Source organism: Serratia sp. ID 25-353, assembly GCF_054792795.1.
On sequence record NZ_CM139236.1, the window covers coordinates 986,737 to 1,009,950 of the forward strand.

Here is a 23,214-nt window from a genome sequence, read left to right on the forward strand (position 1 = left end):
GATATGATGTTATCACCTGCTGGGAAGCTATTTCGATTTCAGGTTTTGGGGTTATGTATCACGCTGGCGCTGGGAAGTTCATCAACGCGTGTTTACGCTGAAGACGGTATTCAATTTAATACTGACATTCTGGATGTTAACGATCGGAAAAATATCGACCTAAGCCAATTTTCCCGCAGCGGCTACATTATGCCGGGGAGTTACAGCATGGTGGTTCATATCAATAAAAACGAACTACCGGAGCAAAAAATATCGTTTTATCCGCCGGACAACGATCCGGACGGCAGCCGGGCCTGCATCACCAAAGCGTTGGTCGAACAATTGGGGCTGAAGCAAGAGATGATGCGATCGCTCAGCTGGTGGCATCAGGGTGAGTGTCTGGACGAATCCAGCCTTAAGGGCATGGAGTCGCGCGGCGATCTTGCGACGGCTGCGATCTATCTGAGCGTGCCGCAGGCTTACATGGAGTACAGCTCGGAAGACTGGGATCCGCCGTCGCGCTGGGATGAGGGTATTCCGGGGTTGTTGTTCGACTACAACCTCAATGCTCAAAGCCGGCATCAGCAAAAGGAGGGCACTCGCGAGTATAGCGTCAGCGGCAACGGTACCGCCGGCGCCAACCTCGGCGCCTGGCGTCTGCGCGCCGACTGGCAGGGGCAGCTCAACCATCAAACCGGTGTCGGGCAGCCTACCGATAAGAAGTTGGACTGGAGCCGCTATTACGCCTATCGCGCCATCCCCGCGCTGCGTTCGCGCCTGACGCTGGGTGAAGATTATTTGGATTCGGGCATTTTCGAGAGCTTCCGTTTTTCAGGCGCGAGTCTGGTCTCCGACGACAATATGCTGCCGCCCAACCTGCGCGGCTATGCGCCAGAGGTGGTCGGCGTGGCCAAAACCAACGCCAAGGTGACCATCAGTCAGCAGGGGCGGGTGATCTATGAAACCCAGGTGGCGGCGGGGCCGTTCCGTATTCAGGACATCAATGACGCCATCTCCGGCGAGTTGGATGTGCGGGTGGAAGAACAAGACGGCAGCATACAGGCGTTCAAGATGAACACCGCCAGCATTCCGTATCTGACCCGCCCGGGCTCGTGGCGTTTCAAACTGGCGGCGGGCAAGCCGTCCGACTGGCAACACCACTCTCGCGGGCCGCTGTTTGGCACCGGCGAATTCTCATGGGGCATCAGCAACGGCTGGTCGTTGTATGGCGGCGCGTTGGCGGGCGGCGATTATAACGCCCTTTCGCTGGGCGTGGGGCGCGATCTGATGATGTTCGGCGCGCTGTCGTTCGACGCCACTCAATCGCGGGCGCGCCTGCCGCAGCAGGAAAAAACGCTGAGCGGCGGTTCTTACCGGGTGAGCTATTCGAAAACCTTCGATGAGTTGGACAGCCAGGTCACCTTCGCCGGCTACCGTTTCTCGGAAGAAGACTACATGAGCATGAGCGAATATCTCGACGCGCGTTATTACGGTAATCGGGTCGGCAACAACAAGGAGATGTACACCATCACCTTTAACAAGCAGTTCCGCGACTGGGGGTTGAGCACTTACCTCAACTACAACCATCAGACTTATTGGGATCGCCCGGCCAATGACCGTTACAGCCTGACGGCGTCGCGCTATTTCGACATCGGCGACTTCAAAAACCTAAGCCTGTCGTTGTCGGCTTATCGCAACCGTTACAACGAGACCAACGACGACGGCATGTATCTGTCGCTGTCAATGCCGTGGGGCAATGGTGCCACTCTCAGCTACAACACCACGGTGAATCGCAACGACAACACTCATCGCGTGGGGTACTACAACCGCGTCGACGAACACAACAACTATCAGGTGAGCGCCGGCAGCGCGCGTAGCGGCGCCAATTTGAACGGCTACTACAACCACGAGGGCGACGTGGCGCGTCTGAGCGCCAACGCCAGCTATCAGGCCGGTCGCTACAGCGCCGTTGGCCTGTCCGCGCAGGGAGGGATGACCGTCACGCAGGAAGGCGGCGCGCTGCATCGCTCTACCGTTATGGGCGGTACGCGCTTGTTGCTGGACACCAACGGCGTAGCCGGGGTACCGGTGCGCGGCTACGGCAGCACCGTGAGCACCAACCGCTTCGGCAAGGCGGTGGTGGCGGACGTCAATAGCTATTATCGCAACAAGGCCAGCATCGATCTGAACAAGCTGGGAGACAACGCCGAGGCCACCCGATCGGTGGTGCAGGCCACCCTGACCGAAGGGGCGATTGGCTACCGCAAGTTCGATGTGATAGCCGGTGAGAAGGCAATGGCGATCGTCAAACTGGCGGACGGCAGTACGCCGCCGTTCGGCGCTACGGTGCTGAACGCCCGCAAACAGGAAACCGGCATCGTCAACGACGGCGGCAGCGTCTACCTGAGCGGCATCAACGCCGGTGAAACCATGACGGTCCACTGGAATGGCGCCGCACAGTGCCAAATACAGCTGCCGTCTTCGCTGCCGACCGACATGCTGATGCGCACATTGCTGCTGCCTTGCCGGCCGCTCGCCCCGGCTGAATAAATTCATCATTCTGAATCTGGAGTAATCGACAACATGCAGAACATTTCCCTGAAGACCGCGGCGGCGATCGCCCTGTTGAGCACAGCGATGTCGCAGCAGGCATCGGCGGCGATCGCGCTCGATCGCACCCGGGTGATCTTTGACGGCGGCCAGAGCTCGGTCAGCCTGAACCTCAGCAACCAGAACAAACAGCTGCCGTATCTGGCGCAGGGGTGGCTGGAGGACGAGCAGGGCAACAAGATTCAGAGCCCGCTGGTAGTGCTGCCGCCGGTGCAGCGCATCGAGCCGGGCAAACCTAGCCAGATAAAGATTCAGGCGCTGCCGGCGGCCAAGCAGCTGCCACAGGATCGCGAGAGTCTGTACTACTTCAATTTGCGCGAGATCCCGCCGAAGAGCGACAAACCGAACACGTTGCAGATCGCGCTGCAAACGCGCATCAAGCTGTTTTACCGGCCGACGGCGATTGTGCCGACCCGCGCCGACATGGCGACGCCGTGGCAAGAGCAACTGACACTGACGCGCCAGGGAGACGGCTATCAGGTCAATAACCCGACCCCTTATTACATCACCATTGTCGATGCCGGGAGCAAAAAGCACGGCGAAGGCGCGCAGGGTTTCGAACCCTTCATGATCGCGCCCAAGAGCAATGCGCGGCTGACCGTGAGCGCGGCGGCCCTGGGCGGCAGCCCGGTGCTGACCTATATCAACGACTACGGCGGCCGGCCGCAGCTCAGTTTCAGCTGCAGCGGCGGCAGTTGCAAAGTGGTGCCGGAAAAGAAACCGGCTTCATAACCCTCTGTTCAGGCCGTTATCGACGGGAGAGTGACTCAGGTGCAAAGGATGAAACGAAAACTGAAAAAGGACAGCCTGCCGCAGCGCTGCGAATGGCGCTATTACGCCGCGATGGGCGGCCTGGCGCTGATGTTGCCGCTGCTATTGCCGAAAGCCGTCGCGGCCGACAACTGGCAGGTGGAAGGCGCCAACGGCGTGTTGCAGGTGCGCGGCGCGCTGACGGAGAGTGCCTGTCGGTTGGAGATGACCAGCGCGCGGCAGGATATTTGGCTGGGGGAAACCGGCACCGCACGCTTGCGGCAGGCCGGCGATCGCGGGCTGCCGGTGGCGTTCGAGCTGCGCTTGCAGGATTGTCTGCGCGCCTCGACCAGCCAGCGCGATGCGCGCACCGGCGCGCTGACCTGGGCGCCGAACCAGCCGGCGGTGACGGTCAGCTTCGGCGCGCCGACGGATATGGACAATCCACAGTTGGTGAAAGCGCAGGGCGTTTCTGGTCTGGGGCTGCGCCTGCTGGACGGCCGCGGCCGCGACGTTCGCCTGGGCAGCCGCGGTGAGCCGCTGATGCTGACGCCGGGGCAGAATACCTTGAGCTACACCGTCGCGCCGGAGCGAACCGCGGCACCGTTGATGGCCGGCGCTTATCGGGCGGCGGTGGATTTTAGGCTGAGTTATGACTGAGGCGGCGAGATGGCGCAGAAGATGAAACGAAGCCGAACGGCGATCTGGCTGGTGGGGCTGTTGGCGCTGATTCAACTGTCGGCTAAGGCGAACACCCTGGTAAACGTCCGGGTCACCGTGCTTTCGCCCCCCTGCATCATCAACGGTGGGCAGCCAATCGAGGTGAATTTCGGCGATGAAGTGATGACCACCCGGATCGACGGCAACAACTATCGGCGGCCGGTGAACTATACGCTGACGTGCAACGGGCAGAGCAGCAACGCTCTCAAATTGCAGGTTCAGGGGGCGGCTGCCGGTTTCGACGGTCAATTGTTGCGCACCAGCCAGGACGGACTGGGTATCGCGCTGCTTCACGGGGGAGGCCGCTGGCCGATCAATCAGTGGTTGAATTTTACCTATCCCGTCACGCCGACGCTTGAGGCGGTGCCGGTGAAATCGGCCGCTGCCAAACTGACGGCGGGCGAATTCACCGCCGGCGCGACGATGAAAGTGGACTATCAGTAACGCAGGAGCGAGAGCATGAAACAGCGTTTAACGGCGAGCGTGCTGCTGTGCGCCGGCGTGGTGTGCCACTTCGCATGGGCGGATAAAACGGTCGATATGCAGTTCCGCGGCACGCTGATTGAGCCGCCGCCCTGCACCATCAACGATGATGGCGTGATCGATGTGGATTTCGGCGATCGCGTCGGTATCAATAAGGTCGACGGCGTGAATTACCGGCAAACCATCGGCTATCGCATTACCTGCGAGCCGGGGATCGGCAAGTGGGACATGATGTTGAGCCTGAACGGCACGGCGACGTCTTTCGATGAGGCGGCGGTGCAAACCAACCACCGTTATCTGGGCATTCGCATTTACCAAAATGCCGCGCCATTCAAAGTGGGCAGTTCGCTGCCCATCGATCCGCTCAAGCCGCCGGTGCTGGAAGCGGTGCCGGTCAGCAAGGCGGGGGAAACCTTGACGGAAGGGGCGTTCGACGCCACTGCGACCCTGCAGGCTGACTACCAGTGAAGGAGGGAACACGTATGAAAATGACGCCAAGACGCCGCTGGGCGACGGCGGGGCTGTTGCTGTTTTCACTGGGCGCGAGCGGCATGGCGCGTGCGGCGGACAATCTGTATATGCACGGCGCGCTGGTGGCGGAGCCCTGTGTCATTCAGCCGGGCGACGAAGATATCCAACTGGATTTCGGCACCGTGGTCGACAAATACCTGTACTTGAACCAGCGCACGTTGAGCCAACCGTTCGCGCTGCGGCTGTCCGAATGCGATCTGAGCCTGGGAAAAACGGTGTCGATCACCTTCAAGGGCGAGGAAAACCCGCAGTTGCCGGGGCTGTTGGCGCTGGCGGCGAGCAGCGAGGCCAGCGGGATCGCCATCGGTATGGAAACCGCGCAAGGGCAGCCATTGCCGCTCAACAGCGCCGGCGGCAAGTACCCGTTGCAGAACGGCAGTACGGTAATCGCTGTGCAGGCTTACGTGCGGGGCGAACCGGAGGCGCTGGCGAAGAAGACCATTGGTCGGGGCGCGTTCAACGCCATTGCGACTTTCAACCTGGACTATCAATAAACGCCGGGCCGGCCCGGTATTTGGCAAAACAGAATAAGGACCTGACGCGATGCAGCGTGCTCACTTCAGATGGATGTCTCTACTGCTTGGCCTGGTGCCGGGGCTGTGCTCGGCACAAATCTATTCGTACGTCACCCAAAGCACCGGCTCTCCCTCCAACGCTAGCTATAAGTTCGTGCTTGAAAGCTGGGATATGGACGACCTGTCGCCCAATCCCTGCTATCAGCAGGCAAATTGCGCCATCGGCATTAACCACCGGCATACCAGCACCAACACCGGGGGCACATCTTCGGTGTCACCGTCTGCCTACGTTGTCGGCTCGACGCGTTATCCGCAAATTACTCAATTGGCGACGATGGGCGAGCTCAGCCGTTTTTATCAAAGCATCTATCCATTGCCGATACAGGGGAGCACTTCGCACGTGGGGGAGTCGATCACTCAGGAGTGCGTCGGGTTGTTTTACAACACGCGCTCCGGTTCCGCGGTAACGGGAAGCAATGCGCGCCTGATGCCCAGCAGCGTCTGCGGCATCGCGCCGCCGCCGGTCGGGGTGTGCGGCATTGATGAGCAGCAGCTCGATTTGAACCATGGGGTGCTGCAGGACACTGAACTGGCGGGCAATACCGCGCGCGGCAGTCTGCGGGTGGTGTGTTCGCAGAAGATGAATATCGTCATGTATATCCGCACCGGTAGCAACGGCCGTTTGGATCTGGGCAACAACTCGGGCGTCTACAGCACGCTGCGCATCAATGGCGTGTTGGGCAATCAGGGGTATCCGTTCACTGCCGACACGAGCGGCATCACGTTGCCGGTCACTTCAACGCTCGGCGTGACCGGAACGGTCAAAGCGGGTGATTACTCGGGCCAATCGGTCGCCATTCTGGCGCTGCCGTAGCCGCATTACCCGCGCCGCGCGCCGTCGCGATACCGCGTTATGCCGTTGAGTCGCCCGCCATCGGGGGGATGACTCACGCTCGGCGGCGGCCGGGAAGGATTATTTCAAAGGGAGCGTGCCGATGGAAAGCACCATCACTCTGGCGTTTATCGATAATGACCGTTTCTTTATCGAAGGATTGCAGCGGCTGCTGCTGGCGTATTTTTCGCGCCGAGGTATGCGGGTTCAACTGCTGGACGCCGCACAGGCGCACCGGGCGGATATGGTGTTCCAGTCCGTAGAACGAGACTGGCAGGCGCGTTTCTGCCTGTGTTCAGTGAGCGGCAGCCGACCGATCAACTTTGCGCTGCGTGAGCCGGGCGATACTCGCTGGCGCGATAAGCCGCGATGCATCAGCGAAGCGGGGGTGATCTTCCGCAATGACTCACCTGGCAGCGTAGTCGGACAGCTGGACCTCGCACTGGCGGGGATGGCGGCGCGAGCGTACGGCGGTGAAGCGCGCCGGTGTCATTGGTGTGAACGGCAGCGCATTACCCGTCGTGAGCAGGACGTGATGCGCTATCTGGCCTGTGAATTGCCGCAGACCACCATCGCGCGCAACCTGCACCTGAGCGTGAAAACCGTCAGCAATCACAAACAGGCGGCGATGAGAAAACTGGGTTTCAAACGCAACGTGGATCTCTACCACTGGCTGCGAATGGGCGGGTTGAAAACCGTAGAGCGGCCGTGAGGGCGCGGCTCAGGCGCCTGAGCCGCTGCGGCGTCAATACAGGAGGGTCATCGCGCTGAAAAACAACAGCGTCAACGCGATGATGATGACGTTTTGCGTGGCTTTGCGCACCAATCTGCTGGCGCTCAGCCGGCTGTCGATGACGTAGAGCAGCGGCACCATCAGCAGCACGTAGGCGAACATCAGCATGGCGGTAAAAGGCTGCACATTCATTCCGGTGGCTCCTGTGAGTCATCTTGGCCGATCAGGTGTACCAGCACGGCCTCTGTTTGAAGGGGAAGCCCGACAAAGGGCGAATTGACGAGGGCAGGCGGCTCGAACGGCAGGCCGGCGCGCCGCGTCTTCACCGCCGCTTGCAGGATCTTCTTTTGGTGTCTTTGCGTGTGGTCGACCATGCGCCTCCGAATAGGGCCGCCCGCAGGCGGCCGACTGCCGTATTGCCCATTAAGGTGGAGAAGGATTGCGGGCCACTGCCGGGGCCACGCACTCATAATATTGCGAATGATAATTATTATCAATAATGAAAATGAAAAAATTAAGGGTATTGCGGGCGGCGCATTAGGCAGGGCGTAAAAAGAAAAAGCACGCCTTGCGGCGTGCTTTGCGGGGTACTAACGGCGGTGGTTACTTCTGATCGGGCAGCGCGTAAGCGACCACGTAGTCGCCCAGCTTGGTGCCGAAGGAACCGTGGCCGCCGGCGTAGATCAGCACGTACTGCTTGCCGTTGGCCTCATAGGTCATCGGCGTCGCCTGGCCGCCGGCCGGCAAGCGCGCTTCCCACAGTTTTTCACCGTTGGTCACGCTGAAGGCGCGCAGATAGTTGTCAGCGGTGGCGCCGATGAAGAACACGTTACCGGCGGTGGTCACCGGGCCGCCCAGCATCGGCATGCCCATTTTGAACGGCAACGGCAGCGGTGAGCTGTCGCGCACGGTGCCGATGCGTTTTTTCCACACGATGTCGTTGGTTTTGAGATCCACGGCGGAAATGTAACCCCAGGCCGGCTGTTTGCACGGCAGGCCGAACGGTGACAAGAACGGGTTCAGGGTAACGCCGAACGGTACGCCATATTGCGGCTGTACACCGGATTCGGTGCCGCTGCCGCCTTTGTCGCCTTCCGGCGGCTCAATCGGGTTGCCTGGGCCGCGCGGGATCAGTTTGGACACGAACGGCAGCGCGATCGGGTTGGCGATGGCGATTTCGCGATCGGTATCGACGGCCAGGCCGCCCCACTCGAACATGCCCAGGTTACCCGGGAACACCAGCGTGCCCTGCTCGGATGGCGGGGTGAAGGTGCCTTCATAGCGCAGGCTGTGGAACATCACGCGGCAGACCAGTTGGTCATAGATGGTCGCGCCCCACATGTCCGCACCGGTCAGTTTTTTCTCAGGACGGAAGGTCAGCTCGGAGAACGGTTGGGTCGGCGACAGGCGATCGCCTTTGGCCGGGCCCTGCGGTACCGGTTTCTCCGGCGCCGGCACCACCAGTTCGCCGTTGGTGCGGTTCAGCACGAAGATGTTGCCGGTTTTGGTCGGCACGTAGATGACCGGCACTTTTTTACCGCTCTTGTCGGTAATGTCCGCCAGGGTCGGCTGCGCAGGCACGTCCATATCCCACAGGTCGTGGTGGACCGTCTGATAGAACCAGACCAGTTTGCCGGTGGAGGCGTTCAGCGCCAGCAGGCCGCTGGCGTAGCGCTCCATTTCCGGGGTGCGGTTGCCGCCCCAGATGTCCGGCGTGGCGACGCCCATCGGCAGATAGACGATATCCAGCTTGGCGTCATAGGCGGCCGGCGCCCAGGAGTTCGGCGAGTTCGGCACGAAGTGATGCTCGTCCGCCGGGATGGCGTTCGGATCTTTCGCACCCGGATCGAAGGCCCACAGCAGCTTGCCGCTGTTGACGTCGAAGCCGCGGATCACGCCGGAAGGCTCACGATTGGAGTAGTTGTCGGTCACGGCACCGGCGACGACGATCACGTTATCGGTGATCACCGGCGGTGAAGTCGGTTCGTAGTGGCCCGGCGTCGCATACGGCATGTTGCTCTGCAGGTTCAGCTCGCCGTTGTTGGCGAAGTCCGGGCACGGTTTACCGGTTTCGGCGTCCAGCGCGAACAGGCGGCCGTCGTTGACCGGCAGAATGATGCGGCGTGCGCACATTGCCGGCGCGGCGTTGCCGGCAGCCTCTGCGGCGGCAGCGGTTTCGTGGTAAGACACGCCGCGGCAGGTGATGTGCTGGAAGGTCGGGTTGTACTTCAGCTGCGGATCAAACTTCCATTTTTCTTTACCGGTGGCAGCATCCAGCGCAAACAGCTTCTGGTGTGGCGTACACATGTAAAGGGTATCGCGGATCTTGATCGGCGTGACTTCGTTGGTGATCTCACCCGGATCGTTGGCGGTCTTCAGATCGCCGGTCTGGAAACGCCAAACCTCTTGCAGCTGGCCAACGTTTTTGTCGTTGATCTGGCTCAGCGGCGAGTAACGGGTGCCTTCCTGGGTGCGGCCATAGGCCGGCCAGTCGGCGCCGGTGGCGTCTTTCGGCTGTACCTGTGCGGCGTCGAGGGTGCCGTTGATCTCTTGCGGATCGTTGAATACGGCATAGGCCAGCGCGATGACGGTGATGACCAGCGCCGCGCTCAGCGCACCATAGGCGAACTTGCCGTTGGCGACCAGCTTACGGTAGATAAACGGCAGCACCAGCCACAGGCCGAAGAAGAAGGTGACGTCCAGGCGCGGCGTCAACGCCCAGAAGTCCGGGCCGACTTCCCACAGGGCCCAAACGGTGGTGCCCAGCAGGAACACCGCGTACAGCAGCAGCGCGGTGGCGCGGCGGCGGAACAGCAGCCAAGAGGTCGCCAGCAGCACCAGCCCGGCGATGATGTAATACAGCGAACCGCCCAATTTGGCCAGCCAAATGCCGCCGCCGAGCAGATAAAGCCCGCTCAGGGCGGCAAACAGCGCCGTTATGACGATAAGCGGCGATAGTGACGCTTTATTTTGCATAGCAATACCCTTACCAAAAATGAAAGTCCCCGATTTAGAGATTAAGCCAAATCGGAAAAAACACGCGGTTTCTCCCTAATATTTCAGCGGGAAGCCGCTAGGGTGACGTAAAACCCATCCCGTCTTTTAACCTTAAGGTGCTTTGCCTTATTCAAAGCGGTAAGACAAGGTGGCGCCGCCACCCCAGTTGCGACCCGGCGCCGGCTCGAAATAGCGGCCGTTGCCTTCATTGACGATCACCGAACCGACGTAACGGCGATCGAAAATATTGTCCACCCGGCTGAACACGTCCAGCGCCCAGCGATTCCAGGTAAAGCGATAGCCGGCGTTTACGCCGGCCACGGTGTAAGAGGGAGCCTGCGCGCTGTTGGCGTCGTTGGCCTGAATGTCGCTCATGTAGCGCAGCTCCGCGCCGGCGTGCCAGCCTTCCGGCGGCGCAAACGCCAGCGAGGCGTAGCCCATGTTGCGTGCGATGCCCGGCAGGCGATTGCCGGCGGGAATGGTCTGGGCCGGGGTACAAGCGGCTTTGCCGCACATATCGCTGCGGTAGGTGGCGTCCAGCAGCGTCCAGGCCATATGCAGGCGCCAGTCCAGCGCAAACTCCTGATCCAGCGCCAGCTCCAGGCCGCGCCGCCGGGTTTTGCCGGCATTGGCGTAGCTGGTGCGTCCGCCGCTGCTTTCCGCCACCACCAACTCGTTGTCGGTATCGGTCTGGAACAGGGCGGCGCTCACCAACCCGTTGCCGAGGCGCAGCTTGCTACCGAGTTCAACGGTGTCGCTGGTGGACGGCTGCAGGCCGATATTGAGGCCCGTCTGGCCGTCGGGGCGGTAGGAGAGTTCGTTGATGGTCGGGGTTTCAAAGCCGCGGCCGGCGGAGAGATAGACGTTCCACGCCGGATTGATCTTGTAGTTGAGCGAGCCCATCGGCAGCCACTGGTGGTAGCGTTTGCTGCCGCTGTCGTCGCCGTTGCGCGGCGTGATGTAATAGTCGGTCGAGTCGAAGCTGACCGTGCTGTAGCGCAGGCCGGCGTCCAGCGTCCAGTGCGGCGTCAGTTGCCAGGAGGTTTGCAGGTAAGGATCCAGGTTCCAGATGCGGTTCTTCTCGTTGCGCCGCTGGTCGCCTTTCTCGCCGTAGTCCACTGTGCCGTCTCGCAGAATAAAGTTTTCGAACCCCTGGCGGCGTTCCGTCATGGTTTCATAATCCAGACCGCCGATCAGTGTTACCGGTAACGATGCGAGAGTATCCTCATGCTTCCAGCGAGTGTCAATGCCCTGATATTTTCTTTCCAGCACGATCACCCCGCCGGCGTGGGTGGGGTTGAGCTGCGGCCCCATCGGGATCGATTGATACTGCGTGGTGTGGCGCTCGCCGTGGTAGGCGGTCAGCGTCAGTTCGTCGCGCTCGCTCATCTGGCGCTGATAGCGCAGGCCGGCCTGGGTCTGGTCGAGCGATTTGCGGGTGTTGTATTGATCCGCGCGCGGCGCCTGGCGCGGGTTTTCCTTCCACTCTGCCTCGGTCAGGCCGCCCGGATCGCCGGCGTCAATCGAGACGCTGTTGAACATCAGCGTCAGGGTGCTGACGTCGTCGAGCCGCACGCCGAGCTTGCCGTTGCCGAGGTTTTTCCGCGCGGCGCTGTGATCGCGGTAGCCCTGGGTGGTAAAGCGGGTGCCGGAGATGGCGTAGTTGACGTCGCCGGCCTGGGTGCCGTCGCCGGTGGCGCCGGTCGCTTTCACCCCATAGCGCCAGGTGTTGTCGCTGCCGAAATAGCCGCCGGCCTCCAGCGTCGGCGGCTGGGTGCCGGTAATAGTATCAACATTGATTACCCCGCCCGAGGCGTTGCCGTACAGCGCGGAATAGGGGCCGCGCAGCACCTCGATGCGTTCGACGGAATTGATGTCGATATTGGAGGTTTGCCCCTGCCCGTCGGGCATGGTGGCGGGAATGCCGTCGACGTACATGCGCACCCCGCGCACGCCGAACATCGAGCGGCTGCCGAACCCGCGTATCGACAGCTGCAGATCCTGCGCATAGTTTTGCCGGTTTTGAAGCTGCAGGCCCGGCACGCTGCCGAGGTTTTCCGACAGGTTAATCTGCGGGGCGGCGTTGCGCAGGTCCTGGCCGTCGATCACGCTGACGGACACCGGCGACCCCAGCTCGGTCAATCCGGTGGGTTGCGCCATCACCACCAGGGTGTCGCTTTTTTCTTCATTATTTTCTGCCGCCAGCGCCTGGCTGGCGAACATAGGCTGTAGCAATAGCATTGCAGCCGGGGTAAGCACGGCGCTTTTCTTATTGGTCATGGAATAAATCTGCCACTGGTATTGAAAGGGAATCGCAGGTCGATTCAGAGTTAGCCATCTGTCGCTCCATCTACATGACGCTAAACGAAAAGGGTAAGGCATCCTGACATCAGTATAGAGTATCTCGGGCAGGAACGTTCCCGCAAAAACTCCGGTCCCAGCGACGGTTAACGGATTCATGAGCCTGGCTCATAAGCCCAAGCGTATTTCGCCCCATAGTCATGGCGGCAGTTGCGTTTTACAGTCATCACACCGGAGCGGCTCCGCGTCAGGCGGGGCCGGTATCAATCAGCGGGAGAGTGAAGATGCAAACACGCAAGTTGGGGCGTGAAGGACTGGAAGTATCGGCGTTGGGCCTGGGCTGCATGGGGCTGAGTTTTGGCTACGGCCCGGCCACCGACAAACGGCAGGCCATCGATCTGATCCGCGCCGCGGTCGATGAAGGCGTGACGTTCTTCGATACCGCGGAGATTTACGGCCCGTTCACGAACGAGGAATTGTTGGGCGAAGCGCCGGTGCGCGATCGGGTCGTCATCGCCACCAAATTCGGTTTCGACCTGTCGCAACCGGCGGGGCAACAGGTGTTGAACAGCCGCCCGGAGCATATTTGCCGGGCGGTGGAGGGTTCGCTGAAGCGCCTGCGGGTAGAGACGATCGATTTGCTGTATCAGCACCGCGTCGATCCCGAGGTGCCTATCGAGGAGGTGGCCGGTACGGTGCAGCAACTGATTCGCGAAGGGAAAGTGAAGTACTTCGGCCTGTCGGAAGCGGGTGCGCAAACCATTCGGCGTGCCCACGCGGTGCAGCCGGTCACGGCGCTGCAAAGCGAATATTCGCTGTGGTGGCGTGAACCGGAGCGTGAAATCTTGCCGACGCTGGCCGAACTGGGCATCGGTCTGGTGCCGTTCAGCCCGCTCGGCAAGGGCTTTCTCACCGGCGCCATCACCGAAGACACTACCTTTGACAGCGGCGATTTTCGCAACGTGGTGCCGCGCTTCAGCGCCGAGGCGCGCCGGGCCAATCAGGCGCTGGTGAGCGTGCTGGGGCAGATAGCGCAGCGCAAGGGCGTGACGCCGGCGCAGATCGCCCTGGCCTGGCTGTTGGCGCAGCAGCCGTGGATCGTGCCGATCCCGGGAACCACCAAGCGCCATCGGCTGGAAGAAAACCTCGCGGCGGCGTCGGTGGTGTTGGCGGCGGACGAACTGGGCGAGATTGAGCGCGCGCTCTCCGCGATTGATGTGATCGGCGATCGTTACCCGGCGCATCTGCAGAAAAACGTCGGGCGTTAAGCCCCGCGCCGCAGCGCCTCAATCAGCAGGGCAAAGGCGGTAGTGTGTTGCCTGCGGCTCGGATAATAAAGGTAATAGCCGGGAAACGGCGGGCACCAGTCGTTCAGCGCCATCTGCAACCGCCCGTCGGCCAGCGGCTCGGCGACGGTGTCTTCCGGCACGAAGGCGATGCCGAGGCCGAGCTGCGCGGCGTCGATCCGCTGGCGCAGGCTGTTGAAGGTCAGTTGCCCCTCCACCCGCACTTTGATCTCCCGGCCATCGCGGGCAAATTCCCAGGCGTACAACCCGCCGAGGGTAGGCAAACGCATGTTGATGCAGCGATGATTTTGCAGCGCTTGCGGCGTGGCAGGGAGGCCGTAACGGGCGAAATAAGCGGGCGAGGCGACGGGTACCATGCGCATGTCCGGCCCGATGCGCACCGCGACCATGTCCTTCGCCACCTGTTCTCCCAGCCGGATGCCGGCGTCGAAACGCCCGGCGACGATGTCGGTCAGGCTGTTATCGACGGTGATTTCCACGTTGATATCCGGGTAATCGACGAGAAAAGTGCGCAGCACCGGCCACAGCACCGCATCCACCGCGTGTTCGCCGGCGGTGATGCGGATGTTGCCGGCGGGCCGATCGCGCATTTCACCCAGCGCGTTCAGCTCGTTTTCTATCTCCGCCAAGCGTGGACCGATGCTGTTGAGCAGCCGTTCGCCGGCCTCGGTGGGGGCGACGCTGCGGGTGGTGCGCGTGAGCAAGCGCAGCGCCAGGCGCTCTTCCAGCCCGCGAATGGCGTGGCTGAGCGCCGATTGGGAAACCCCAAGCTGCGCTGCCGCTTTGGTGAAGCTGCGCTCCCTGGCCACCATCAGGAAAGCGATCAGATCGTTAAAGTTTTCTTTCAACATACCGGTATCGAAGAGGAAGGTGAGCGCACTGTCGCGCGTAGATTTATGAATTTAACTCATAGCTCCTTGCACATTTTACCCGCTAGTCGCCGGAAAAGCATGGCGCTATCTTGGCATCACTGACTCATAACTATCAGCGTAGGTTGGAAAGCCGACGTGGAGGACACGACAGATGAAAATACAACGCAGCGGTTCTATCCCCTCACAGCGTGGTTCGGCGGATTACTTTACCGGGCAGGTACGCATTGACGCGCCGTTCGCCGGTGACGCGCCGGCCAGGGTGGGCGGCGCGACTGTCACCTTCGAACCCGGCGCCCGCACGGCCTGGCATACGCATCCGCTCGGCCAGACGCTGATCGTCACCCAGGGTCGCGGTTGGATCCAGATGTGGGGCGAGACCACGCAGGAAATGTATCCCGGCGATATCGTCTGGATCCCGGCTGACGTCAAACATTGGCACGGTGCAACGCCGGACACCGCCATGACCCATATCGCCATCGCCGAAGCGGTGGACGGCAGCCCGGTGACCTGGCTGGAGCCGGTCAGCGAGGCGGAGTATCGGCAATAAGGCTGCTCAGGCCTCGTGGCTCTGCTCGCAAAACCGCAGGCGGTTGCCGAACGGATCGGTCAGGTTCAGCTCTTTGCCCCAGTCGACAACCTCCAACCCCGGCCGGGCATAGCGGTAGTTTTTGGCCGTGAGCTCCCGGTGCAGCGCATCGATATCGTGCACCGGGATAAAAATAGCGGCGCCGGGCGTGCTGTCGCCATAGTGTTCGCTCAGGTGCAGCGTCAATCCGGCGCGGGTCACCTGCATGTACAGCGGCAGATCTTCGCTGAAACGGTGCTCCCACTCCAGCGTGAAACCGAGAAAGTCCAGATAAAACTCTTTGGCCTTGTCGACCGCAAAAATGCGCAGGATCGGAATGGCGGGGGAGAAAGTGATCATCGTCGATCTCACTGTTACGTTAGCGGCAGCCGATATGGATATCGACCGCCTCGGGGCCGGTATAGGCTTCGAAGTCGGTCAGGAAGCGGCGTTCGATTTCCGAGTGTTGCTCGAAGTAGGCCCAGATGGCTTGCCAGCCTGCGATGACCGCCGCCGGCATGGCGCCACGGGCCTGGAACACCAGATAGCGGCCGGGTTGGATGTGTAAACCGTTCTGTGCCGCGCTGCCGGCGGTGACGTCAAACGGCCCGCCGGCGTCGGAGGCGTAGTTAGAGTAGACCCCATAGACCGGCGTGGCGGGCGAGGTGGCGAAAAAGTCTGACCACAGCGCCGGGATTTTTGCCGTCTCGGGCCGGGTTTCGTCCTGATTGGTGGTTCTGACCGTTTGGCCGGTGACGTAAAAACCGGGCAGCTGTACCACGAGAGGTTGCATACTGGAAATTCCTTTTAACTAACTGTTCGAACGAGAGGCCTAAAGGTCGCAAAGGCTTCCCGGATGTGCCAGATAGCGGCCCCCGCAGGTGCGGGGGCCGCTCGTATCAGGCGCCCAAACCGCCAAGGCAGAGGTATTTGATCTCGAGATAGTCTTCGATGCCATACTTCGAACCTTCGCGGCCCAAACCGGAGTGCTTCATGCCGCCGAACGGTGCCACCTCGGTGGAAATCAGCCCTTCGTTGATGCCAACGATGCCGTACTCCAGCGCTTCGGCCACGCGCATCACCCGGCCGATGTCGCGGCTGTAGAAGTAAGCGGCCAGGCCGAACGGCGTGTCGTTGGCCAGTTCGATGGCTTCCGCTTCCTGATTGAAGCGGATCAGGGGGGCCACCGGGCCGAACGTTTCCTCGCGGAAGATTTTCGCCGTGCGCGGTACGTCGGTCAGAATGGTCGGGGTGAAGAAATTGCCGCCCAGCACGTCGGGTTGCCCGCCCAGCAGTACCGAGGCGCCGTGCTCGACGGCGTCGGCGATATGCTCGCGCACTTTTTCCACCGCGTCCGGGTTAATCAACGGGCCGATGGTGACGCCGTCATCCAGGCCGTTGCCGACTTTCAGCTTGGCGACGGCGGCTTTCAGTTTGGCGGCGAAGGCGTCGTACACGCCGTCCTGCACCAGAAAACGGTTGGTGCAGACGCAGGTCTGGCCGGCGTTGCGGTATTTCGAGGCGACCGCGCCGGCCACGGCGGCGTCCAGATCGGCGTCGTCGAATACGATAAACGGCGCGTTGCCGCCCAGCTCCATGCTGGTTTTCTTGATGGTGGGCGCGCACTGGGCCAGCAGCTGCGCGCCGACTTCGGTGCTGCCGGTGAAGGAGAGTTTACGCACATCCGGGTTGGCGGTGAGTTCGCCGCCGATGCCCTTGCTGGGGCCGGTGATCACGTTGCACACCCCGGCGGGCAGCCCGGCGCGCTCCGCCAGCACGGCGATCGCCAGCGCCGAGAACGGCGTCTGGCTGGCGGGGCGGATCACCCCGGTACAGCCGGCGGCCCAGCCGGGGCCGGCTTTGCGGGTGATCATCGCCGCCGGGAAATTCCACGGGGTGATGGCGGCGAACACGCCGATCGGCTCTTTCTGCACGATAATGCGGCGACCGGCCTGCGGCTGCGGAATGGTGTCGCCGTAGACCCGCTTGCCTTCCTCGGCGAACCATTCGATAAAGGAGGCGGCGTAGGCGATTTCACCGCGGCTTTCGGCCAGCGGTTTGCCCTGTTCCGCCGTCATGATGCGTGCCAGATCGTCCTGATTTTCCATCATCAGTTCAAACAGCCGCCGCAACTTGCCGGCGCGCTCTTTGGCGGTCAGCGCACGCCAGGCGGGCAGTGCTTTTTTGGCGGCGGCGATGGCGCGCGCGGTTTCTTCGGCGCCGAAGGCCGGCACGTGGCCGACCAACTCGCCGTTGGCGGGATTATGGATGGCGATCGTGTTGCCTGCTGTGGCCGGCAACCATTGCCCGTCGATGTAATTGGCCTCGCGGAACAGCGTGGGATCCTTGAGGGTAGCGCTGATGCTGGTGCTCATTGGTCTCTTCCTTTGCTGAGTTCAACAGAATGGTCTATCCCATACGGCTACCCTTTACCCTAGCAAACTTTGCCGTCGCCGTTTGCCAGCGTGGCGACAAGATGAGCGTTTTCTTCATGCGCACCTTCTGTACAAAAAATATCCGCCGTCGGGCCGATACTGAAAGAGCAGGCATATGACCCTTTTCGATGTGATTAAAAGGAGTGTGCGAATGATGAAATCAGTGGACAGACATCTCGCAGCCTACGGCAGCGAAATGGATTTTTTGGCGTCGAGTATCGCCCTGATGGAATGGCAAGGGCGGCAGATTGACGCCGGGCAGGTGGCCGGCAATATGTCGGAACAGCAAAGCCGCCTGTTCTTTGCGCGGTTGAGTTATTTTCGTCAGCTTTATCAGGCCGCAGCGGCGGCCGAACACAGCCTGTAATTTCCCGATTCAGCCCCGCCGCAGCGGGGCTTTTCATTTCAGCGGTGCCACACTCCAGTCGCCAGCGTCGCCGGCGAATACTCCAGATCGCGTCCCCGCCATGGCAGCGCCGCCGCAAAACGCCAGGCGCGGTGAACGTCAAACCGCCAATAGCGTTCCGCCCCTTCAACGCCGGGATCTCCTTCCGCCTGCCAGAGGATCTGCGTTTTTCCTTGCAGATGCAGCACGTCACCGCGATCGAAATCGATGAACAGCAGCGCCGCCCGTGGTTCGGCCAGCAGGTTGCCCAGCGTATTCATATAGCGGTTGCCGCGAAAGTCCGGCATCCACAGCGTGTCGCCTTCCAGATGGATAAAGCCGGGCCGCCCACCGCGATGGGAAATATCGACGCCGCCCTGCGCCAGTTCCAGGTGCGCGCCGCTGGCGACGAAGCTGGTATCCGCGGTGCGGATCAGCGCCTGCGCCGCCGCATCGAGCGACGCTAAATGCTCAACCGGCTGTGGCCGGCTCTCCACCGGGTAGAGTTCGCGGCGCTGAATGTACTGCGGGCAGTTGCCGAAGCTTTGGTGAACGACGATCTCCACCCGGTTTTTGTCGGTGCGGCCGACGGTGCCGTTGGCGCGATTGCGCCGCCGGTTGCTGAAGTCGAGCCCCAGCGCGCCGACCGGTTTGCCGGGCAGCAACAGCGCCTGAGCGGGATCGTCGTTGCGGCGCGGTGCGCTGATGCGCAGGTGCGTGTCGTCCGGCGAGCGTAAAAATCCGGGCGGGCCGCTGAACAGGGTGGCGATGGGCCAGCCCTGGTCATCCAGCGTGGCGACGAACAGGTAGGGCAACGCGGCGAAAAACGCGCGGTGCTGATCCGGCATTGCGGGGTAGATGCCGCCGCCCACGCGATCGAAACCGGCCAGCGTCTGCGCGCGCAGCTCATCGGGGTGAAACCGTTGCGGGATCATGGCGTCAGCTCACCGCAGGTGCCGGCAGTGGGGGCATGGCGAAGAAGCCGGGAAGCGCCACGATGCTCGCCACCCAGCGGCGTATGGCGGGGTAAGGCGCCAGCGAAATGCCGCCTTCGGCCGCGACCGCCACATAGCTGTAGCAGGCCAAATCGGCGATGCTCGCCTGTTCGCCGGCCAGATAGGTGCGCTCCTTCAGGTGCTGCTCCATCTGCGGCAGAAAACGATCGCTGATTGCCCGCGCCACCTGATAATCCTCCGGCACCGCGAACTGGGCGATCAGTCGGCAGGAGGCTGGGCCGTAGCGGACTTCGCCGGCGGCTTTGGAAAGCCAGGCCTGCACCTGCGCCGCCGCTACCGGATGTTCCGGTAGCCAGTGGCTGTCCGGCGCATAGCGTTTCACCAGATAGACCAGAATGGCGTTGCTGTCGGCCAGCGTCAGCTCGCCGTCCTGCAAAACCGGGATCTGGCCGAACGGGTTGAGCCGGCGAAAGGCCGCGCTCTGCCGCACCGCCGCCGAGGCTTCTACCCATTCATAGGGCAGCGCCAGCATGCGCAGCAGCAACGCCACGCGGTGAACGTGGCCGGAAAGCGGGGTGCCGTAGAGGGTGATGGTGGACATGGCGTTTCTCCTCAGTGCTTTTTTTCCAGCATACTCTTGCGGTGAATGAGCGGAATCCGGCAATGTGGAAATTGATAATTTCACTTCTCGGAAGAGTCTATGGATCGGTTAGACGAGTTGGCCATCTTCGTGGCGGTGGTGCAGCAGGGCAGCCTGGCGGGGGCCGGGCGCAAACTGCGGCGTTCGGCGCCGGCGATCACCCGGGCGATCGCCGCGCTGGAACAGCGGTTCGGCACCCGACTGGTGGAACGCACCACCCGGCGGCTGGCGCCTACCGAGGCGGGCGTGCGGCTGCTGGAGCGCGCGCAACAGCTGCTGCAGGATTATCAGGCGGTGGTACAGGATACCGCCGAAGCGCAGCTGAGCGGCTTGCTGCGCGTCACCTCGCCGGTGCAGTTCGGCCGCCGCTACGTGGCGCCGGTGGTGATGGCGTTTCTTGATGACTACCCGCAGATGCAGATCGAAATGGTGTTGAACGATCGCAATCTCGATCTGATTGACGAAGGGTTGGATATCGCGGTGCGCATCGGCCATCTGCAAGACTCTTCGCGCGTAGCGCGGCGGCTGGGGCAGGTCAGCCGGGTGACGGTCGCCAGCCCGGCCTACCTGGCGCGCTGCGGCGAGCCGCGCTCGCCGGCGCAGCTGGCGGAGCATGCCACCATCGTCGGCACCCAGCGGCCGTCGCTGCGCGAATGGCGTTTCGGCCCGCAGGAAAACGGCGAGCGGGTGCGCTTGGCTCCCCGGCTGTTGCTCAACGACGTGGAAGCGCAACTGCTGGCGGTGCGCGCCGGCAAGGGTATCGCCCGGCTGCTCTCGTATCAGGTGGCGGACGATGTGGCCGCCGGCACGGCTGCTGGCGGATCATGAGCCGTTGCCGATGCCGGTACAGCTGGTGGCGCAGCAGGCGCAGCGCATGCCGCTGAAGGTGCGCGCCTTTTGGGATTATGCGTTTGAGCGGCTCAGCGTATTGCCGCAAATTCAGCCGGACGGGCGGGGAAAATAAGCGCAAAAAGTTTCATGGGTTAAACTTTTTCGCCGCCCGTGTTGTTTTATTTTACCGGGCGCGCATTGCTGATGTGCTCGTCTTGACAATAATGTTGCGGGTGCTAATAGTTAATTCATATCTTAAATAATAAACGAAGTTTAATATATGAAACAACTTGCGGGGAGTTATGACAACGGTGCCACGGTGAATAATGAAGACGCTATTTTAGCTTCATTCCAAACCCGCAGTGCGGCTATTTATCATCAGGCAAAACATGAAAAAAATATTGCGTATGGCGAAAGCGAACGCGAGACGGTTGATTGGATCTATTCTGCAAAACAGCACCAGGGGACGTTAATTTTTATTCACGGCGGCTATTGGCAATTCTGCGATAAGGCGGATTTCGCCTTTATCGCCGCCGGGCCGTTGGCGTTGGGTTTTGACGTGGTGCTGGTGGAGTATGCGCTGGCGCCGGCGGTTAATCTTGACGCCATTTGTCGCCAGGTGGGGGCGGCGCTTGATGCCATTCAGCGCCGTCTGCCGCCGCACTATGCCCATCCGGTGCATCTGTGCGGCCATTCCGCCGGCGGGCATCTGGCGGCATTTTGGCAGCAGCATGCGTTGGTGGATGCGGTCTTTCCCATCAGCGGCCTGTTCGAACTGGCGCCGCTGCAAGAGAGCTATGTCAATCGGGCGCTGCAGCTGACCGCGCGGCAGATTGAAACGCTCAGTCCGGCGCGCCACCTGCCGGCGTGCAGTAAGCCGCTCACGCTGTATTACGGCGCATTGGAGCTGCCGGAGCTGATCGGCCAGTCGCAGCACTATCACGCGGCGCTGTGCCAACGCGGGCTGCCGGCCGATCTGGTCGCGGTGCCCGGCGCCAATCATTTCACCATTCTGGATGCGTTGTTCGCCGCCGACGGCGCGCTGCTTCGCCAACTTGACCAGTACGGGAACCACTGACATGCGCGAGATCGTAGAGACCGGGCTGCCGAACATCGGCCAGCCTTTTTCCTGGGCTACCCGGGGCGGCGGCATGCTGTTCACCGCACACGGCCCGGTGCGGGCGGACGGCAGCATCGAGACCGGCGCGCCTGAGCAACAGATTACGTTAACCTTTGACAACCTGGCGCAGACGCTGAAGGCGGCGGGCAGCCACAGCGATAAGGTGCTGCAGGTGATCGTTTATCTCACCGACGTCAACGACGTTAAATTGCTCGATGATATTTACCGGAAATACTTTAGTTATCCTTATCCCAATCGCTCCACGGTTATTGTCGAAAAGTTGGTGGTGCCGGGAATGAAAATAGAAATTACCGTCAGCGCCATCGCTTGATTTAATTTCTCATTAAGTCCGTCTTCATATTAATTCAATAACGAGTTAAGGATGCGTCATGTTTAAACAGATTGCACCTTCCGCAGCCGATCCTATTATGTCGCTGATGGAAGCCTATTTACAGGACCCCAATCCGAAAAAAGTGAATTTAGGCATTGGGCTCTATTACGACCAACAGGGAAATATTCCGTTGATGCGGGTGGTCGAGGCCGCCGAGCAGCGGTTGCTGGCGCTGCGCCGTCCGCACGGCTATCCGCCGATCGAAGGTTCGCCGCAGTTCGCTCGCCAGGTGCAGGCGCTGCTGTTCGGTGAGCGGCCGGCGGCCGAGATCGCCACGGTGCAGACCGTCGGCGGCTCCGGTGCGCTAAAGTTGGCGGCGGATTTTTTGCGCCACTTTCTGGCGCGCAGTGACATTTGGGTGTCCGATCCCACCTGGGCCAATCATTGGGCGATTTTCGAAGGGGCCGGGCTGCGGGTGAATACCTATCCCTACTTTGACGAAGCGGCGGGCGGCCTGCGTTTTGCCGCCATGCTCGACGCGCTGGACAGCCTGCCGCCGGGCAGCGTCGTCCTGTTGCATCCTTGCTGCCATAACCCGACCGGCACCGATCTGACGGCGGAGCAGTGGCGCGCCACGCTCGCCGTGCTGCAACGGCGTAACCTGTTGCCGCTGTTCGATATTGCCTATCAGGGCTTTGGCGACGGGCTGGAGGAAGACTGCTTTGCGTTGCGCGAAGCGCTGAAAACCGAGCTGCCGTTTTTGGTCTGTAACTCGTTTTCCAAAAACGTGGCGCTGTACGGCCAGCGGTTGGGTGCGCTGTCGGTGCGCTGCGCCGATGCGGAAAACGCCGCCAACGTCAAAGGCGCGTTAAAAACGCTGATCCGTCGCAGCTACTCCTGCCCGCCGACGCACGGCAGCCAGATCGTGGAAACCCTGCTCGGCGACGCCGAACTCGGTGAGCTTTGGCGCAATGAGCTGGCGGAAATGCGCGTGCGCATCAAGCAGATGCGTGAGCAGCTGGCCGCCAGCCTGGCGCGGGGCGGTTCTTCGCTGGATCACCGGCGCATACGCGATCAGCGCGGCATGTTCAGCTATACCGGCCTGAACGAAGCGCAGCTGCAGACCCTGCGACAGCGCTACGCCATCTATCTGGTTTCGCCCGGCCGCATGTGCCTGCCGGGGCTCAACCCCGGCAATATCGACTACGTGACCGCCGCCATTCTCGACGTCACCCGTACCGCCTAACTCCGCTCGGGAACA

Annotated in this window: 24 protein-coding genes and 1 pseudogene; 15 read left to right on the plus strand and 10 right to left on the minus strand. The window is 61.6% G+C overall.

Features of this window, described 5'->3' with window-relative positions; genetic code table 11:
- Positions 1-3: 3 nt before the first annotated feature.
- From ACYF6X_RS04690 to ACYF6X_RS04725, 8 genes are all read left to right on the plus strand, one after another.
- Positions 4-2,529 carry an outer membrane usher protein gene (locus ACYF6X_RS04690; RefSeq protein WP_063990429.1) on the plus strand — a complete coding sequence of 842 codons (2,526 nt, stop codon included), beginning with the start codon at positions 4-6 and terminating at the stop codon, positions 2,527-2,529.
- 33 nt (positions 2,530-2,562) lie between these two features.
- The gene (locus ACYF6X_RS04695) at positions 2,563-3,321 is read left to right on the plus strand and encodes a fimbria/pilus periplasmic chaperone (protein WP_130017217.1); all 759 of its coding nucleotides are present in this window, start codon (positions 2,563-2,565) and stop codon (positions 3,319-3,321) included.
- Positions 3,322-3,369: 48 nt separating this feature from the next.
- A complete protein-coding gene (locus ACYF6X_RS04700; RefSeq protein ID WP_209007969.1) occupies positions 3,370-3,999 on the plus strand; it encodes a fimbrial protein in 630 nt (209 codons plus the stop codon).
- A 9-nt stretch (positions 4,000-4,008) separates the two neighbouring features.
- Positions 4,009-4,503: a fimbrial protein gene (locus ACYF6X_RS04705; protein ID WP_063990428.1), complete on the plus strand. Its 495-nt coding sequence runs from the start codon at positions 4,009-4,011 to the stop codon at positions 4,501-4,503.
- 15 nt (positions 4,504-4,518) lie between these two features.
- Positions 4,519-5,010, plus strand: coding sequence for a fimbrial protein (locus ACYF6X_RS04710; protein WP_063990427.1), 492 nt, complete (start codon positions 4,519-4,521; stop codon positions 5,008-5,010).
- Between the two features lie 14 nt (positions 5,011-5,024).
- On the plus strand, positions 5,025-5,567 hold the full coding sequence (locus tag ACYF6X_RS04715; protein WP_130017218.1) for a fimbrial protein: 543 nt from the start codon (positions 5,025-5,027) through the stop codon (positions 5,565-5,567).
- Positions 5,568-5,640: 73 nt separating this feature from the next.
- Positions 5,641-6,462: an MrpH family fimbial adhesin gene (locus ACYF6X_RS04720; protein WP_233221865.1), complete on the plus strand. Its 822-nt coding sequence runs from the start codon at positions 5,641-5,643 to the stop codon at positions 6,460-6,462.
- 121 nt (positions 6,463-6,583) lie between these two features.
- A complete protein-coding gene (locus ACYF6X_RS04725) occupies positions 6,584-7,192 on the plus strand; it encodes a helix-turn-helix transcriptional regulator (RefSeq protein WP_063990425.1) in 609 nt (202 codons plus the stop codon).
- 33 nt (positions 7,193-7,225) lie between these two features.
- Here ACYF6X_RS04725 and ACYF6X_RS04730 read toward each other — a convergent pair whose 3' ends face one another.
- The 4 genes from ACYF6X_RS04730 to pqqU all read right to left on the minus strand — a co-directional run bounded on the left by ACYF6X_RS04730 (position 7,226) and on the right by pqqU (position 12,490).
- Complete coding sequence (locus tag ACYF6X_RS04730; RefSeq protein WP_063990424.1) at positions 7,226-7,405, minus strand: hypothetical protein; 180 nt, start codon at positions 7,403-7,405, stop codon at positions 7,226-7,228.
- Positions 7,402-7,587 (minus strand): hypothetical protein, encoded by a 186-nt coding sequence (locus tag ACYF6X_RS04735; protein WP_063990423.1) that lies wholly within the window; start codon positions 7,585-7,587, stop codon positions 7,402-7,404. The genes ACYF6X_RS04730 and ACYF6X_RS04735 overlap by 4 nt, the downstream gene beginning before the upstream one ends.
- A gap of 229 nt (positions 7,588-7,816) precedes the next feature.
- On the minus strand, positions 7,817-10,189 hold the full coding sequence (locus ACYF6X_RS04740) for a glucose/quinate/shikimate family membrane-bound PQQ-dependent dehydrogenase (protein ID WP_107226453.1): 2,373 nt from the start codon (positions 10,187-10,189) through the stop codon (positions 7,817-7,819).
- Between the two features lie 147 nt (positions 10,190-10,336).
- The gene (pqqU, locus tag ACYF6X_RS04745; RefSeq protein WP_175089941.1) at positions 10,337-12,490 is read right to left on the minus strand and encodes a TonB-dependent receptor PqqU; all 2,154 of its coding nucleotides are present in this window, start codon (positions 12,488-12,490) and stop codon (positions 10,337-10,339) included.
- Positions 12,491-12,795: 305 nt separating this feature from the next.
- Here pqqU and ACYF6X_RS04750 point away from each other — a divergent pair, with 305 nt between their 5' ends.
- Positions 12,796-13,779, plus strand: a complete 984-nt coding sequence (locus ACYF6X_RS04750; protein ID WP_130017219.1) for an aldo/keto reductase — start codon at positions 12,796-12,798, stop codon at positions 13,777-13,779.
- On the opposite strand, the gene ACYF6X_RS04755 is transcribed toward ACYF6X_RS04750, so the two are convergent.
- A complete protein-coding gene (locus ACYF6X_RS04755; protein ID WP_130017220.1) occupies positions 13,776-14,669 on the minus strand; it encodes a LysR family transcriptional regulator in 894 nt (297 codons plus the stop codon). The genes ACYF6X_RS04750 and ACYF6X_RS04755 overlap by 4 nt on opposite strands.
- Before the next feature lie 172 nt (positions 14,670-14,841).
- On the opposite strand from ACYF6X_RS04755, the gene ACYF6X_RS04760 reads away from it, so the two are divergent.
- Complete coding sequence (locus tag ACYF6X_RS04760; RefSeq protein ID WP_130017221.1) at positions 14,842-15,237, plus strand: (R)-mandelonitrile lyase; 396 nt, start codon at positions 14,842-14,844, stop codon at positions 15,235-15,237.
- Between the two features lie 6 nt (positions 15,238-15,243).
- On the opposite strand, the gene ACYF6X_RS04765 is transcribed toward ACYF6X_RS04760, so the two are convergent.
- From ACYF6X_RS04765 to gabD, 3 genes are all read right to left on the minus strand, one after another.
- Entirely contained in the window at positions 15,244-15,612 is a 369-nt protein-coding gene (locus ACYF6X_RS04765) for a glyoxalase superfamily protein (protein WP_165384357.1), read from the minus strand.
- A 22-nt stretch (positions 15,613-15,634) separates the two neighbouring features.
- Positions 15,635-16,048: a GyrI-like domain-containing protein gene (locus ACYF6X_RS04770; RefSeq protein WP_130017222.1), complete on the minus strand. Its 414-nt coding sequence runs from the start codon at positions 16,046-16,048 to the stop codon at positions 15,635-15,637.
- 106 nt (positions 16,049-16,154) lie between these two features.
- Positions 16,155-17,630, minus strand: coding sequence for an NADP-dependent succinate-semialdehyde dehydrogenase (gene gabD, locus ACYF6X_RS04775; RefSeq protein WP_130017223.1), 1,476 nt, complete (start codon positions 17,628-17,630; stop codon positions 16,155-16,157).
- Positions 17,631-17,841: 211 nt separating this feature from the next.
- Here gabD and ACYF6X_RS04780 point away from each other — a divergent pair, with 211 nt between their 5' ends.
- The gene (locus tag ACYF6X_RS04780; protein WP_049201387.1) at positions 17,842-18,057 is read left to right on the plus strand and encodes a glycogen synthesis protein; all 216 of its coding nucleotides are present in this window, start codon (positions 17,842-17,844) and stop codon (positions 18,055-18,057) included.
- Positions 18,058-18,095: 38 nt separating this feature from the next.
- On the opposite strand, the gene ACYF6X_RS04785 is transcribed toward ACYF6X_RS04780, so the two are convergent.
- Both ACYF6X_RS04785 and ACYF6X_RS04790 read right to left on the minus strand, forming a co-directional pair.
- Positions 18,096-19,010, minus strand: coding sequence for a pyridoxamine 5'-phosphate oxidase family protein (locus ACYF6X_RS04785; protein WP_130017224.1), 915 nt, complete (start codon positions 19,008-19,010; stop codon positions 18,096-18,098).
- Positions 19,011-19,014: 4 nt separating this feature from the next.
- Positions 19,015-19,632, minus strand: coding sequence for a glutathione S-transferase family protein (locus ACYF6X_RS04790; RefSeq protein ID WP_130017225.1), 618 nt, complete (start codon positions 19,630-19,632; stop codon positions 19,015-19,017).
- Positions 19,633-19,731: 99 nt separating this feature from the next.
- Here ACYF6X_RS04790 and ACYF6X_RS04795 point away from each other — a divergent pair.
- The 4 genes and pseudogenes from ACYF6X_RS04795 (at position 19,732) to ACYF6X_RS04810 (ending at position 23,199) form a co-directional block, all read left to right on the plus strand.
- A pseudogene (locus ACYF6X_RS04795) lies at positions 19,732-20,635 on the plus strand (LysR family transcriptional regulator).
- 147 nt (positions 20,636-20,782) lie between these two features.
- The gene (locus ACYF6X_RS04800) at positions 20,783-21,580 is read left to right on the plus strand and encodes an alpha/beta hydrolase (protein WP_130017226.1); all 798 of its coding nucleotides are present in this window, start codon (positions 20,783-20,785) and stop codon (positions 21,578-21,580) included.
- Position 21,581: 1 nt separating this feature from the next.
- Positions 21,582-21,953, plus strand: a complete 372-nt coding sequence (locus tag ACYF6X_RS04805) for a RidA family protein (RefSeq protein ID WP_063990406.1) — start codon at positions 21,582-21,584, stop codon at positions 21,951-21,953.
- A gap of 58 nt (positions 21,954-22,011) precedes the next feature.
- A complete protein-coding gene (locus ACYF6X_RS04810) occupies positions 22,012-23,199 on the plus strand; it encodes an amino acid aminotransferase (RefSeq protein WP_130017227.1) in 1,188 nt (395 codons plus the stop codon).
- Positions 23,200-23,214 lie beyond the last annotated feature (15 nt).